Origin of the sequence: Collimonas fungivorans (genome assembly GCF_028292705.1) — a bacterium.
In the GTDB taxonomy this organism is placed as follows: domain Bacteria; phylum Pseudomonadota; class Gammaproteobacteria; order Burkholderiales; family Burkholderiaceae_D; genus Collimonas; species Collimonas fungivorans_B.
Window position 1 is genome coordinate 1 of sequence record NZ_JAQGLV010000282.1, and the last position, 14,196, is coordinate 14,196.

Sequence of the window (14,196 nt, forward strand, 5' to 3'; positions counted from 1 at the left end):
TTCAATGGAAACACACCGACCCAGTTGCGGCTGTTCAGCTTCTGGGCCGGGGTGCTGTAGTTAAAGACAATCGTGCTGCCCTGGCGCACGATCGGGGTCGCTGTCGACAAGGTCGATGGCGTGATGACGCCGATCTGCGGATCGGTCCATGCCGGCCACGGGCTTTCCACGTGCCCCGCCAGCCGGCGCCAGAAGGTCGGGTCGGAATCGGCTTTCACGCTGAAGTCGTACCATCCTTTGGAGGCCCAGACCGGCGCCGGTATGCTGAGCGTCTGTCCGGCGCCGACCAAATAGCGCTGCGGCAGGCCGGAAAACGGCCCGGTGTTGTGGGTGATGGTGAAGATGCAGGGCCTGGACGCCGCCTGGTTGGACAGCGTCAGCACAATCGCGGCGCGGAAAAAATCGTCGTGGGCGCGCACTTCGGGCAGGCCGTTGCCGCCATTGTTCGCATTTAAAAAACTGCCGCGCATTTCCCTGAAAAAGCCGTTTGGGCCGTGCACGCGCAGTTCGTAGTCATTGGTGGTCCAGTTGCCGATCTTGACTTCCGGCAGGCTCTTGCCTGCTTCAACCGCGTAATGCCATGGCCCATCCGTGCGCAGGTTCGAGTAGGCGATGAACGCCGCGCCGGTGCGCCCGGTGTTGCCGAACTTGAGCGTCAGCTCGCGATGGCCGGAGGATGCCGATATCTTGCCGTCGACGCAGAGCTGGTACGGCAGCGGACAGGCGGGACGCGGCTTGCGGTTCGATTCTTGCACCGGCAGCGTTTGCTGCACGGGAGGAACCGCGTCGACTGGAGAGTTCACTTCATGGTAGGGCGGCGCCGGCGTGATCTGTGGCCATGCCTTGTTGGGATTCTTGAAATCGAAAGCCGAAGTCAGGTCGCCGCATACGGCGCGGCGCCATGGCGAGATGTTCTGGCAGCTGATTTTTCCCCTGTCCAGCCCTTTGCCGGCCACCATCCACTCTTCCAGGAAGCGCAGCACGGAGGTATGGTCGAACAGCTGGGAACAGACGCGCCCGCCCTTGCTCCATGGAGAAATCACCATCATCGGCACCCGCGGCCCCAGGCCCTTCGACTCCTGGCCGTAGAGTTCGCCTGCGGTCGGGTCGGCCAGCGTGGTCAATCCCTTGTCGGCGTTCAGCGGCGGGATATTGGATGGCATATGGTCGAAAAAACCGTCGTTCTCGTCGTAGTTGATCAGGAATACTGTCTTCGACCACACCTCGGGATTGCTGGCGAGCGCGTCCAGCAGCCGGGACGAGAGGTCTTCGCCGGCGTTGGGCGAGGCTTCCGGATGTTCGCAGTATTCGTAGGGAGCAAAGATCCACGAGACCTGCGGCAAGGCGGTTTTGCCGTTGATGCCGTCGATATCGCGCTTGAAGGCCTGGACCAGCATATCGCCTTTGGTGCCTGCCGTATTGTCCTTGGTCGAACCGGGAATCAATGCCCGTCCCTTGAGATACAGGGGCGAGGTCGGCTTCAGCCTGCTGCCGTCGCTCTCGACGCGGAACTGTTTGAAGTAGGCCAGGTAGTTGTCGCCGTAGTTGTCGAATTCCTGGTAAGCCTTCCAGCTGACGTTGTTGGCTTCCAGCACCTCCGCGTAGGTCTTCCAGTTCGGCGCGCCGGCGATGGTTGCGGGGCTGATGTCGTCGTTGTTGATATCGCCGTTGTAGATCGGGTTGGCGTTGTAGAGGCTGCCCTGGTTGAGCCCGGTGATGTTGTCGCCGGCGCTGCCGGACAAGGCATAAAAGCGGTTGGGGTCGGTCGGCCCGAAAATCGAGCAGTGGTAAGCGTCGCAGATGGTGAAGGCATCTGCCAGCGCGTAGTAGAAAGGCAGGTCGCCGCGGTCGAAGTAGCCCATGGTCTTGGCGCCCTTCTTGGCGATCCAGGCATCCCAGTTCTTCCAGGTATTCTCGGACCCTTTCCAGCTGTGGTTCAGGCCGACCTTGGTGGCGTTGCTGCCCTGTGCATCGAAATGATAAGGCAGCACGTAGGAAGCGCCCGCTTGCGTCGGCTGGTACCAGACCGGCTTGCCGCCGGGAAGCGAAATGGCGCGCGGATCGCCGTAGCCGCGCACGCCGGCCAGCATGCCGAAGTAATGGTCGAACGAGCGATTTTCCTGCATGAAGATGACGACGTGTTCAACGTCTGCAATCGTGCCGGTGCGGTTGTTGGCGGGCACCGCCAGCGCTTTCTGGATTGCATCGGGAACCGCGAAAGTGGCGCCTGCCGCGGCGGCGGCGCGCAGGAAATTACGTCTCGCTTTTGAATCCATCATCTTCCCTCAGTTGGCCCAGTTGATCTGCACACCAGGATTGATTTGAGCGCGTTGCCTTGGCCGGATAGGCAAGGTTGCGCATCAGCGGCGTTGAGTCTAACCGGGGTTTGTTACTGCCTGATGACTGGCGCCACCGGCGCCGTCGGCGATAGTGATTGAGACGGCATTTCAAGCGCATAATCGACGCCATTGATCTGCCGTATCCTGGAAAGATACCTGTCGCTCAATATGTCATGCGTGGCGTCGTAGTAGTCGCTCCGGATGTGCAACAATCCGAGCACGGTATGCTCCAGGTGATCGGTCTGGTGAGGCCGTTGCTCAAGCACGGATTTGCGCAGCACATCGAGGCCGCCCAGCGCCTGGCTCCAGACAATCATGGGAATTTCGTAACCCGATTTATCTACGACAGACTGGCCTGCATGATCGCGTGTATGCCCTACTTCCTGCGCATGGTCAGAACTGAAAAGCAGCGCTGCGGCATGGTCGGGGGTGGCCTTGATCGTACTTTGGATCAGGTTGCCCAGCACATGGTCGCCGTAGGCAATCGCATTGTCGTATTCATTGCGTTGCTGCCTGATCCACATCGAGCGTCCTGCATCGGTAAGCATCTTCGACACGGCATCGTCCATGCCATCGAATTGCGCAAATTCCTTCGGGTAGCGCATGTCGTAAGTCGGGTGTGCGCCCAGCAAATGCACAACGATCAGTTTTTTCGGCGCATCGTCGGCCAGGGCCCGGTCAAAACCCGCGAGAAGATTGCCGTCGAAATTATTCTCTCCGCGCCCGGAGCCCTTATTGATGAAAACCCGCTCATCGGCTTGCCTCGACACCAGCCCCAGCCAGCCATCGTTGGGAACCTGGTTGGATAGCCAGTAGGTTTTATAACCCGCCTCTTCGGCCAGCATCAGGACATCGGGTTTCTTGTTCCACGCTTCAGGGTCTTCAAGGGTGGCCGGCGTCAGCATTTTCATGAGAGAGGTCATGGTCGCCGGTTCCGACGACAGCACGTCCTTGAACACGATCAACTGGTCGCGCATGGCGTCGAGTTTTGGCGTGGTGCGGCGTGGATAGCCATACAAGGACATATTGCTGCGGTTGAAGCTCTCGCCGATGACCCACACCACGGTGTTCCTGTGGGCGCCGTAGTATTCCACTTTCCAGTCGGCGCGTTGCGCCATGTTGCTGGTGATTGCATGTTGCATGGCGCTGGCGGCGGCCAGCTGCTGCTGGTAGTCGCTATAGCGTATCGGCCAGAACAGCAGCGGATTTTCCTTGGCCATGGTGGGGTTGAAATGCATGGCGATAAATAGCGCAAGCATGGTGAACACCGTGACGCTTGCGCTGCGGCTGGTCCGCGCGGGGGGCATGCCTGACAGCATGCCGGACTCTGTGCGATACAGGCGGCGTTCCATGTAAATGGCAAGTATCGTGATTGCAAGAAAGGCCAGCACGGCCTGGGCGGCTTCGCGCCAGTTATGCAGGAAGAACTCGTTGCTTTCTCCCGGATTCGTATTCAGGATTGCTTGCAGCACCATGGAGTGATTCGGCCGCAGTCCAAAATAATCGCGCAGGAAACCTTTAATGGCGGCGTCCAGGAAAAACAGCAGGTAGAGGGCAATCGAAACAGCGGAGATCCAGCGCCGCCTCGGCTTGCCGAGCGCGAGCAATCCGACCAGCCCCAGCAGGCAAGCAGTCATCAGGACGCCGGTCTTGGCCAGTTCGTTGACGCTCAGCATGCCGAGCGCCCAGAATCCACCCAGTCCTGCCAGCCCGATGTACAGCCGCTTGGCTAGCGCTTTCAATTTTTCTGGTTGGTTTGCAGCCTGTGGATAATCGCTTCGGTGAATTCGCGGGTGGATGCCTTACCCTTGAGATCGCCGGTTGCGACATGGTCTTTGTTGAGCGTATCGGTGATCGCGGTGCGCAGCCGCAGCGCCAGGTCCTGGTGGCCGACATGGTCCAGCATCTGGCCCGCTGCCAGCAGCAGGGAAATCGGGTTGGCGATGCCCTTGCCGGCGATGTCCGGCGCCGAGCCGTGCACCGCTTCGAAGATGGCGCAGTCGTCGCCGATGTTGGCGCCGGGGGCCATGCCCAGGCCGCCTACCAGGCCCGCCATCTGGTCTGACAGGATGTCGCCGAACAGGTTGGTGCACAGGAGCATGTCAAACTGCCAGGGATTGAGCACCAGCTGCATGGCGCAGGCGTCGACGATCATGTCGTTCATCTGTACCTTGCCTTCGTATTCGCGTGCGATTTCCCGCGCGGCTTCGAGGAAGATGCCGGTCAGCGCCTTGAGGATGTTGGCTTTGTGGACTACGGTGATTTTCTTGCGGCCGTTCTTGACTGCGTATTCAAAGGCGAAGCGCGCAATCTTCTTGCAGGCTTCGCGCGTGTTGATGCCGGTGGAGACTGCCACGGCGCGCGGATCGTCGCCGACCGGGATGTAGTATTCATGCGCCACATAGAAGCCGCCGATGTTTTCCCGCACCAGCACGATGTCGATGTCTTCGAAGCGGCCGGGCACGATGGTCACCGCCGGCCGCACATTGGCGTACAGCTGGAATTCTTCGCGCAGGCGCACGTTGGAGGAGCGGAAGCCTTCGCCGATCGGCGTGGTCAGCGGGCCTTTCAGGGCCAGCTTGTTCTTGCGGATGCTGGCCAGCGTGGCGGCCGGCAGCGGGTCGCCGGCGCTGGTGACGCCGGCCACGCCTGCCTGCTGGATATCCCAGGAAAACGGAGAACCCAATGCGTCCAGCACCTTGACCGTGGCTTCGACGACTTCAGGGCCGATGCCGTCGCCAGGAATCAGCGTGGCGGGGATTTGTTTTAGTGTCGGGCTATTCATGGAATCCTCTTGAGTGCGTATTCTTGGTGCAGGCGCGTGGGAAAGGCGGTGAGATTCACAATATTAGCACCGCAAAGCTTTCGGGTAGTTTACAAAGACGTCAGGCGAGGCAAAGCCCGCGATATCGCTGTCGCGTTGAAATTCGAACAAGGGAACGGAGGCAGGTTGCCGTTGCGCCAGCCGCAGAGCGAGCTGGCGCAAACGGGTTGCCGCAAAATCCTGCGGCTGGCTGATTACTTCTTAGGCAGCGACAGTCTCGGCCGCGGCAGCGACGTCTTCCTCATCCGACACCGAACTGCGGATCAGGTGGTCGAATGCGCTCAGCGACGCCTTGGCGCCCTCGCCGACCGCGATCACGATCTGCTTGAACGGCACGGTAGTAACGTCGCCAGCGGCGAACACACCGGGGATTGAGGTCTGGCCCTTGGCGTCGACTTCGATTTCGCCGTGGCGCGACAGGGCGATCGTGCCCTTCAGCCATTCGGTGTTCGGCACCAGGCCGATCTGCACGAACACGCCTTCCAGCTCGACCTTGTGCACGGCATCGGTCTTGCGGTCCTTGTAGACCAGGCCGTTGACTTTCTTGCTGTCGCCGGTGATTTCGGTGGTTTGCGCCGAAGTGAACACAGTGACGTTTTTCAGGCTGTGCAGCTTGCGTTGCAGCACCGCATCGGCGCGCAGCTCATCGCCGAATTCGATCAGCGTCACGTGCGACACCAGCCCAGCCAGGTCGATTGCTGCTTCCACGCCGGAATTGCCGCCGCCGATCACCGCCACGCGCTTGCCCTTGAACAGCGGGCCGTCGCAGTGCGGGCAGTAGGCGACGCCGTGGTTACGGTATTCGCGTTCGCCCGGCACGTTGATTTCGCGCCAGCGGGCGCCAGTGGCCAGCACCACGGTCTTGCTCTTGAGCGAGCCGCCGTTGGCCAGCTTGATTTCGATCAGCTTGCCTGGCACCAGCTCGGAGGCCAGCTGCACGTTCATGATGTCGACTTCATAGCTCTTGACGTGCTGTTCCAGCGCGGTGGCGAACTTCGGTCCTTCGGTTTCCTTGACGGAGACGAAGTTCTCGATCGCCAGCGTATCCAGCACCTGGCCGCCGAAACGTTCCGACACCACGCCGGTGCGAATGCCCTTGCGCGCTGCATAAATCGCAGCCGCCGCGCCGGCAGGACCGCCGCCGACGATCAGCACGTCGTAAGGCGCCTTGGCGCTCAGTTCGACCGCCTTGCGGGCGCCGGCGCCGGTATCCAGTTTGGCGAGGATTTCTTCGACGCTGGTGCGGCCTTGGCCGAACACTTCACCGTTCAGGTAAGTGGTTGGCACTGCCATGATTTCGCGTTTTTCCACTTCGTCCTGGAACAATGCGCCGTCGATGGTGGCCTGGCGGATGCGCGGATTGATCAGCGCCATCACGTTCAGGGCTTGCACTACTTCAGGGCAGTTCTGGCAAGACAGGGAGATATAGGTTTCGAATACATAATCGCCATCCAGGTTGCGGATCTGTTCGATCACGGCTTCGTCCAGCTTCACCGGGTGGCCGCCGACTTGCAGCAAGGCCAGCACCAGCGATGTGAATTCGTGGCCCATCGGAATCGCGGCAAAACGGATGCCGGTATCGACGCCTGGGCGATTGATGGAGAAAGACGGTTTGCGTTCATTGTCGTCGCTGCGCTCGGTCAGCGTGATGCGATCCGACAGCGTGGCGATTTCCTGCAACAGCGATTGCAGTTCACGAGACTTGTCACCGTTGTCCAGCGACGCAACGATCTCAATCGGTTGCACGATTTTTTCCAAATAGCTTTTCAATTGGGTTTTGAGATTTGCATCCAGCATGGCGGTTCCTTGCATTCGTGACGATAAATAAATGGTACTGCGAGGGGTACTGCAAGTTCGAGCCCGCTTCGGGCCCGAACCGTAAAACACTTGCGGGTATTAGATCTTGCCGACCAGGTCCAGCGATGGCGTCAGGGTTGCTTCGCCTTCTTTCCATTTGGCTGGGCAAACTTCACCTGGGTGCGATGCTACGTATTGCGCTGCCTTGACCTTGCGCAGCAGTTCCGAAGCGTCGCGGCCGATGCCGTTGTCGTGGATTTCGTACAGCTTGATCAGGCCTTCTGGATTGATCACGAAAGTGCCGCGCAGCGCCAAGCCTTCTTCTTCGATCAGCACTTCAAAGTTGCGCGACAGCGTTGTAGTAGGATCGCCGATCAGCGGGTAGTTCACTTTCTTGATCGCGTCCGATGTGTCGTGCCATGCTTTGTGGGCGAAATGGGTGTCGGTCGAGATGCCGTAGATTTCCACGCCCAGTTTCTGGAATTCAGCGTAGTTGTCGGCCAAGTCTTCCAGTTCTGTCGGGCAGACGAAAGTGAAGTCAGCCGGGTAGAAAACGAATACCGACCATTTGCCCTTCAAGGTTTCCTGGGTGACCGGCACGAACTTGCCGTTATGGAGAGCAGTTGCAGAGAATGGCTTAACTTGTGTATTGATCAAAGACATAGTGTTTTCCTTACTAAGGCTGGGTTGAAGAAATCTAGGTAGCAACGATAAACCAGGTTGGTTCATTTGTATAATTGATTTAATTTTCTGTTTCGATTCATAATAACTATCGATAACGAGTGAAATCCTCCTTTGAATACGGTTTTGCCTTGGTACAAATCATGCTTTCCAGGCAATCAATAGAAAACTGATCCTGAAATGAATGGACGTTTTACCGGGCTGTTAGTTTAAGCAAACTGCCTGGATTCGTCATGCCGAGATAACAGTTGTAGAACAAAACCCTGCAGGCGCGCAAGGTAGCAGCGCCTGTATCCGTGCATGTATCTGTGTATGTAACGCAATGTAATGACCAGGAAATATATCCAAAATATAATTCCCGCCCGGAACGCCTCAAAAAGCGCGTAACAGTGGCGCCAGCTTCTTATCAAGACAAGCCCCGACAATACTTCCGAAAGTTCTCATGCATAAAAAGATGTGTCTGACTGCCCTGGCCGCCTTGGCCGTTTCCGGTTGCGGCAGCAACGGCAGCAGCAACCTTGGCGTCAACAGCCCCGACAATACGATCCCCGAGGGAACGGTGCTGAAGCTAGGACTGTTAGAGACTACCGACATTCACCAGAACGTGCTGAGCTACGATTATTACGGCTTGAAGGCCGACACCAGCCTCGGCCTTGAGCGCACCGCAACCCTGATCAAGGGCGCGCGCCAGGAAAATCCCAACAACCTGTTGCTGGACGATGGCGACGTCATCCAGGGCACCCTGCTCGGCGATTACCAGGCGGTGGCGGCGCCGGTCACCTGCAGCGGCACGCTGGCGGTGCACAAGGTGATGAACGCCCTGAAGTACGACGGCGCCGGCATGGGCAACCACGAATTCAACTATGGCCTCGATTTCCTGAGCCAGATCACCAATACCGATTTCGGCGTGCCGGGCGTGCAAAAAGGCAGTAACTGCGGCGCGCCTAACTTTCCGCTGGTGCTGTCCAACGTGGTCGGAGTCTCGTCAGGCAAGCCGATCTTCAATCCATACGCCCTGATCGCCAAACAGTTCACCGCCACCAAACCCGACGGCGGCAGCATGAACGTGGCGCTCAACGTCGGCATCATCAGTTTCGTGCCGCCGCAGATCATGGACTGGGACCAGAAAAACCTGGCCGGCAAGGTGATGGTCAACGGCGTGCAGGAATCGGCGCTGAAATATGTACCGGAGATGCGCAGCAAGGGCGCCGACCTGGTGGTGGCGCTGTCGCACGGTGGCCTGGATGCTTCGCCGTACAGCCCGAAAATGGAAAACGGCAGCCTGTACCTGGCCACCACCGGCATCGACGCCTTGATGCTGGGCCACGCCCACCTGATTTTCCCGCAAGCGCGTGAAGCCGGCGCGCCGGCCATCGATGCTTCGCTGTCGGCGTTGCCGAGCACCCTGGTGGATACCAGCAAGGGCCTGGTCAACGGCATTCCGGCAGTGATGGCGCAGAGCTGGGGCCGGCGCCTGGGCATCATCAAGATGGTGCTGAAATACCAGGGTGGCAAATGGGTGGTGCAGAAAGACCAGACCAGCGTCGAAGCGCGCGGCTTCAAATATGCCGACGGCAAGACCATTATCGACGCCGATCCGTCGATTGCACCGCTGGTCGCCGCTGAACACCAGGCTACATTGTCCTACGCCACGCAACCGCTGGGCACCACGACCGATTTCGAGATGTCCGCGTATTTCTCGCTGGTGGGCGACGTCAGCGCGATCCAGGTCGTCAACCAGGCGCAGATCGACTATGTGAAAACCTTCCTCGCCAGTTCCACCGATCCGGTGCTGGCCAGCTACAAGTCGATCCCGGTGATTTCCTGCAGTGCGCCGTTCAAGGCCGGCCGCAACGGCCCGACCGACTTTACCGACGTCGCTCCCGGCGCTTCCCCGGCCGCGCCGTTCGGCTTGCAGGTGCGCAATCCGGGCGATCTGTACTTGTACGGCAACAACAACCTGCAAGCGGTCAAGATCAAGGGTTCCGACCTGAAAAACTGGCTGGAAACCGCGGCCAAACAATTCGCCATGATCAATCCGGCCAGCACCGGCGAGCAAGACCTGGTGCCGTCCTATTCGACGATCTTCAACTACGATGTGTTCTACGCCGAAAACAACGCGATGCAATACCAGATCGACGTCACCAAACCGGCCGGCAGCCGCGTCGTCAACCTGACCTACGCCGGCAAGGCGGTAGCCGATACCGACGATTTCATCGTCGCCACTAATGACTACCGTGCGGGCGGCGGCGGCAACGTGCCGGGCATCGACGGCAGCAAGACCATCATCAAATCGCCGGACGCCAGCCAGGCGGTGGTCAGCGCCTACCTGAAAAAACAGGGCAAGATCACCAATGCGGCAAACGGCAGCGGGCAAAGCTGGAGTTTCGTCAAAGTGGCTACGCAAGGCCCGGTCATCCTGCGTTCGGCGCCGGGCAAGCTGGCGGTGGCGCAAGCGCTGGGCCTGGGCCGGGTGACAGCGGAAGGCGCGCTGGATGCCAGCGGTTTTGCCAAGTATGCAATCGACTTGAGCAAATGATGAAAAACGGGAAATCGCTTGCGATGACGCTCTTGCTGCCGACGCTGCTGACCGCGGCGCTGGGGGCATGCACCAGCGAAGTAGTGCCGGACAATGCCCGCATCGAATCAGTCGGCATGCTGGCCTTGCACGGCCGCCAGGTCAGCGCGATTACCCAGCTGCAAGCCTGGGCTGCAGCGGGCCGGCCGGTGGCGCAGCGCGAACTGGCGCTGGCGCTGGCGTCGATTCCCGACCAGTCCGCGCAAGCCGGCGCCTGGCTGGAGAAAGCGGCGGCAGCGGGCGACACGGAATCCCGGTTTCAGCTGGCGCAAGCGCTTTATCAAGGCAGCCTGGGACTCAAGCTTGACCAGGCCCAGGCCTGGAGCTGGTATGAGCGTGCGGCCAAGTCAGGCAATGCAAAAGCCAGTTTCATGCTGGCCCGCATGGCGAAATACGGCGAAGGCGTGCCGCGCGACCTGAAACTGTCGGCCACCTGGCTGCTGGAGGCCAGCAAGCAGGGCAATGCGCAGGCGATGTTCCTGCTGTCGAACGCCTATGCCGCGGGCGAAGGCGTGGAACAGAATCCGCAGCTGGCGCGGGAATGGCTGGAACGTTCGGCCGAGGGCGACTTTCCGGTCGCGATACAGGCCCTCGCCATGAGCCTGGAGGGCGGCGGCCAGCATGGCGAACACGATCCTGTGCGGGCGCGCCACCTGATCAAGGAAGCCACCGACGAGCGCAGCATGCGCTGGAATAACTACCAGTAAGCGCAGAAAGTAGGGCGGCTCGGGCCGTCCGAATTTTCCTTATTTCTGTCCTCATATCCGGCAGAGTAGAATTAGCCAGGAACCTGTGTGCCCATCCGGCGTCATATGCCGGCTGCCGGCCTTTGCATCGGCCGCATCTGCACACACCAGCCCCGGATTTTTCATGAGGATTTTTCATGCTCTTGTCACCACGACGAACTTTCGTTGCCGCCCTCTTCCTCACCGCCACCCAGATCGCCTTTGCGCAAGCGCCGAAAACCGTCTTCCTTGAAGAGCTGACCTGGACCGAGCTGCGCAGCCAGGTCCAGGCCGGCAAGACCACCATCCTGATTCCCATCGGCGCCACCGAGCAAAGCGGTCCCGATGTCGCGCTGGGCAAGCATAATGTGCGGGTGAAGATCCTGTCGCAGCGGATTGCGGAAGGACTGGGCAATGCGCTGGTGGCTCCGGTGATCGCTTATGTGCCGGAAGGTAATTACGCGCCGCCCACATCCCACATGCGCTTTCCCGGCACCATCACGATCCCGGACGATGTTTTCCAGAAGATGCTGGAATCGGCCGCCAACAGTTTCAAGGTCCACGGTTTCAAGAACATCGTTTTCCTGGGCGACCATGGCGGTTACCAGAACGATATCAAGAAAGCCGTGGCGCAACTGAACAAGAGCTGGGCCGGTTCGCCGGCGCGGGCCATCCTGCCGCCGGAATATTACGCCGCCAGCTCGGACGGTTATGCCGAGATACTGCGCAAGCGCGGTTATCGCGACGATGAAATCGGCACCCATGCCGGGCTGGCCGACACCTCGCTGCAGCTGGCCGTGGCGCCGCAGATGGTGCGCCAGGACAGCCTGCGCAACGGTCCCAAGCTCGGCCTGGCCGACGGCGTCTATGGCGGCGATCCGCGCCGCTCCAGTGCTGAAATCGGCCAGCTCGGCATCGACAACATCGTGACGCAGACCGTCAAGGCGCTCAAGGCCGAGACCGCAGCCCGCTGAATTATCACTTCAATTACTGGCACTACTTTGCTGCTTATTTAATCAAGGAACCATCATGCAATTTCGTTCTTGCCGCTCCTGTCATCTATCGCGCCTCGCCATCTCCGTCAGCAGCGCCCTGGCAGTCTTGTCCGTCGCCGCCGGCGCATCCGCCGCGCCGGCGGCACCCGCCGCCATCGCCACCGTGGCCGGCATGCCGGCCGTGGTCAACCCTGCCAACCTGTACAGCGAAGCCGGCGCCGGCCACCTCAGCCCGGTGGTAGCCGACGCATTGCCGCGGATTTATGTGCCCAACCTGCGCTCCAACGATGTGTACGTGATCGATCCGGCGACCTTCAAGGTAGTCGAGAAATTCCGCGTCGGCTACAGCCCGCAGCACGTGGTGCCGGCCTGGGACCTGAAAACCCTGTGGGTGGCGAACAATGCCGAAGGCCGGCCCGACGGCAGCCTGACGCCTATCGATCCGAAGACCGCCAAACCAGGCAAGGAAGTGGCGGTGGAAGATCCCTACAATATGTACTTCACGCCGGACGGCAAGGAAGCTATCGTGGTGGTGGAAGCGCATGCCCAGCTGGATTTCCGCGATGCGCACACGATGGCCTTGAAATCGAGCCTGCCGGTGTCGGAATGCAAGGGCATCAACCACGCCGATTTTTCGATCGACGGCAAATACGCCCTGTTCACCTGCGAGTTCGGCGGCAAGCTGGCCAAGATCGACATGGTCAACCGCAAGGTGCTCGGTTACCTGCTGCTCGACAAGAAAGGCATGCCGCAGGACATCCGCATCGCGCCGGACGGCAAGGCGTTTTTCGTGGCCGACATGATGGCCGACGGCATCTATGTGGTGGATGGCGACAGCTTCACCAAGACCGGTTTCATCAAGACTGGCGTCGGCACCCACGGCTTGTACCCGAGCCGCGACGGCAGCAAGCTGTACATCTCCAACCGCGGCTCGAACAAAGTCCACGGCGCGCGCCATGGCAAGGGCAGCATCTCGGTGCTCGACTTCGCCACGCGCCAGGTGGTGGCCAACTGGCCGATCCCGGGCGGCGGTAGCCCGGACATGGGCAACGTCAGCGCGGACGGCAAGATGCTGTGGCTGTCGGGCCGTTTCGACGACGTCGTGTACGCCATCGACACCACCAGCGGCGCGGTCAAATCGATTCCTGTCGGCATGGAGCCGCACGGCCTCACCGTATGGCCGCAACCGGGCCGTTATTCGCTGGGCCACACCGGCAATATGCGCTGACCGGCGCTGCTCCCCGCTGCCCTGCCTGCGTTACCGAACGCGCGGGCAGGACGCCGGCACCTGGGCGCCGAATAAAACCGCCTGGCCGCAGGCCGACGCAAACATGGCGCGGTTGTCGTGGCCGACGCCGGGCACTTGCACCAGCTCCTGCTGCAATCCGGATGGATGGCGTTTTTGCAGGTAGCTGAAATAGGACAGGCCGCGCGCCAGGCGATAAGGGCCTTGCGCCATCGCCGGGCAGGAGCGGTCGATGAAATGCGTGTAAGGGTTGGTGTCGGCCATGCCCAGCAGGTAGGTCACCTTGCGCGCGGCATAGCGTGTTTCAAGTCCAGCCACATCTTGTCCGGCGACGTAGGCCGGGATCGCGTTCAAACCGTATTTCCATTGATTAACGCCCGGGCATGCAGCCGCATCGGCCGGCTGGAAAGCGCCGTCCTGGCCCGGCCTGCTGTTGTCGAAATACAGGTAGGTCGAGGGATTCGCCACCACATAACGCACGCCGATCCCGGCCTTGCGCAGCTCCGCTTCGGCCTGCCCTGTTACGGCGTAGCGCTGGACAATCTGGGCTCCGGCGGAATGCCCCGCCACCACCACTTCTGCCAGGGCTGGATAAAGCTTGCGGTCGGCGAAATGTTCAAGCACGGCATCCATGGCGCTGAACGAGCTGACGGCGGCAGGACTGCGCGCCGGCTCGCCGCCCTTCCAGCCCTCTTGCGTCCAGGCCAGCGTCGTAGCCGGCAGCTGAAACGCCTGCAGGTCAGGCGGCGTCAGGAATTGCGGCGCAATCACCAGGCTGCCGGCGCCGGCAGCACCGGCATCGGCGACCGCCTGGCGTCCTGATTCAAAATAGACGTCGGCATTGCGCAAAGTACCGTGGACCACGATCAGCACCCGCTTCACATCCGGCGCCGGCGCATCGATCCGATGGTCGGCATAGACCGGCAGCAAACCTTCGCCCTGCGCGGTGTTGACGACAATCCGCTGGTCGGCGATTTTCTTCACCGGCGCATCCAGCACCGACGCCTGTTC

The 14,196-nt window shown here is 60.5% G+C and carries 10 protein-coding genes; 4 read left to right on the top strand and 6 right to left on the bottom strand.

Annotated elements, in window-relative coordinates; all coding sequences use genetic code 11:
- From JWQ61_RS15795 to ahpC, 5 genes are all read right to left on the bottom strand, one after another.
- Positions 1-2,279, bottom strand: a 2,279-nt coding sequence (locus JWQ61_RS15795) for a phosphocholine-specific phospholipase C (RefSeq protein WP_304361369.1), incomplete at its 3' end; no start/stop codon positions are given.
- A gap of 110 nt (positions 2,280-2,389) precedes the next feature.
- Positions 2,390-4,081 carry a phosphoethanolamine transferase gene (locus tag JWQ61_RS15800; protein ID WP_304361370.1) on the bottom strand — a complete coding sequence of 564 codons (1,692 nt, stop codon included), beginning with the start codon at positions 4,079-4,081 and terminating at the stop codon, positions 2,390-2,392.
- Positions 4,078-5,124, bottom strand: a complete 1,047-nt coding sequence (locus JWQ61_RS15805; RefSeq protein WP_304361371.1) for an isocitrate/isopropylmalate dehydrogenase family protein — start codon at positions 5,122-5,124, stop codon at positions 4,078-4,080. Before JWQ61_RS15805 ends, JWQ61_RS15800 begins: the two co-directional genes overlap by 4 nt.
- A 240-nt stretch (positions 5,125-5,364) precedes the next feature.
- Positions 5,365-6,960: an alkyl hydroperoxide reductase subunit F gene (gene ahpF, locus JWQ61_RS15810; protein ID WP_304361372.1), complete on the bottom strand. Its 1,596-nt coding sequence runs from the start codon at positions 6,958-6,960 to the stop codon at positions 5,365-5,367.
- 99 nt (positions 6,961-7,059) lie between these two features.
- Entirely contained in the window at positions 7,060-7,623 is a 564-nt protein-coding gene (gene ahpC / locus JWQ61_RS15815) for an alkyl hydroperoxide reductase subunit C (RefSeq protein ID WP_304361373.1), read from the bottom strand.
- 472 nt (positions 7,624-8,095) lie between these two features.
- Here ahpC and JWQ61_RS15820 point away from each other — a divergent pair, with 472 nt between their 5' ends.
- The 4 genes from JWQ61_RS15820 to JWQ61_RS15835 all read left to right on the top strand — a co-directional run bounded on the left by JWQ61_RS15820 (position 8,096) and on the right by JWQ61_RS15835 (position 13,167).
- Positions 8,096-10,180, top strand: a complete 2,085-nt coding sequence (locus JWQ61_RS15820; protein WP_304361374.1) for a bifunctional 2',3'-cyclic-nucleotide 2'-phosphodiesterase/3'-nucleotidase — start codon at positions 8,096-8,098, stop codon at positions 10,178-10,180.
- A 23-nt stretch (positions 10,181-10,203) separates the two neighbouring features.
- Positions 10,204-10,926 carry a tetratricopeptide repeat protein gene (locus tag JWQ61_RS15825; protein ID WP_304361375.1) on the top strand — a complete coding sequence of 241 codons (723 nt, stop codon included), beginning with the start codon at positions 10,204-10,206 and terminating at the stop codon, positions 10,924-10,926.
- 176 nt (positions 10,927-11,102) lie between these two features.
- Positions 11,103-11,918 carry a creatininase family protein gene (locus JWQ61_RS15830; protein ID WP_304361376.1) on the top strand — a complete coding sequence of 272 codons (816 nt, stop codon included), beginning with the start codon at positions 11,103-11,105 and terminating at the stop codon, positions 11,916-11,918.
- Between the two features lie 55 nt (positions 11,919-11,973).
- The gene (locus tag JWQ61_RS15835) at positions 11,974-13,167 is read left to right on the top strand and encodes a YncE family protein (protein WP_304361377.1); all 1,194 of its coding nucleotides are present in this window, start codon (positions 11,974-11,976) and stop codon (positions 13,165-13,167) included.
- A gap of 30 nt (positions 13,168-13,197) precedes the next feature.
- Here the strand turns inward: JWQ61_RS15835 and JWQ61_RS15840 are convergent.
- Positions 13,198-14,196: alpha/beta fold hydrolase (locus tag JWQ61_RS15840; protein ID WP_304361378.1), on the bottom strand; the 999-nt coding region annotated here is incomplete at its 5' end.

What these genes read in the sequence shown, in the direction of transcription:
- JWQ61_RS15830 (WP_304361376.1), top strand. Translation starts at nt 11,103, where the DNA reads ATGCTCTTGTCACCACGACGAACTTTCGTTGCCGCCCTCTTCCTCACC.
- JWQ61_RS15820 (WP_304361374.1), top strand. Translation starts at nt 8,096, where the DNA reads ATGTGTCTGACTGCCCTGGCCGCCTTGGCCGTTTCCGGTTGCGGCAGC.
- ahpC (WP_304361373.1), bottom strand. Translation starts at nt 7,623, where the DNA reads ATGTCTTTGATCAATACACAAGTTAAGCCATTCTCTGCAACTGCTCTC.
- JWQ61_RS15835 (WP_304361377.1), top strand. Translation starts at nt 11,974, where the DNA reads ATGCAATTTCGTTCTTGCCGCTCCTGTCATCTATCGCGCCTCGCCATC.
- JWQ61_RS15805 (WP_304361371.1), bottom strand. Translation starts at nt 5,124, where the DNA reads ATGAATAGCCCGACACTAAAACAAATCCCCGCCACGCTGATTCCTGGC.
- JWQ61_RS15825 (WP_304361375.1), top strand. Translation starts at nt 10,204, where the DNA reads ATGACGCTCTTGCTGCCGACGCTGCTGACCGCGGCGCTGGGGGCATGC.
- ahpF (WP_304361372.1), bottom strand. Translation starts at nt 6,960, where the DNA reads ATGCTGGATGCAAATCTCAAAACCCAATTGAAAAGCTATTTGGAAAAA.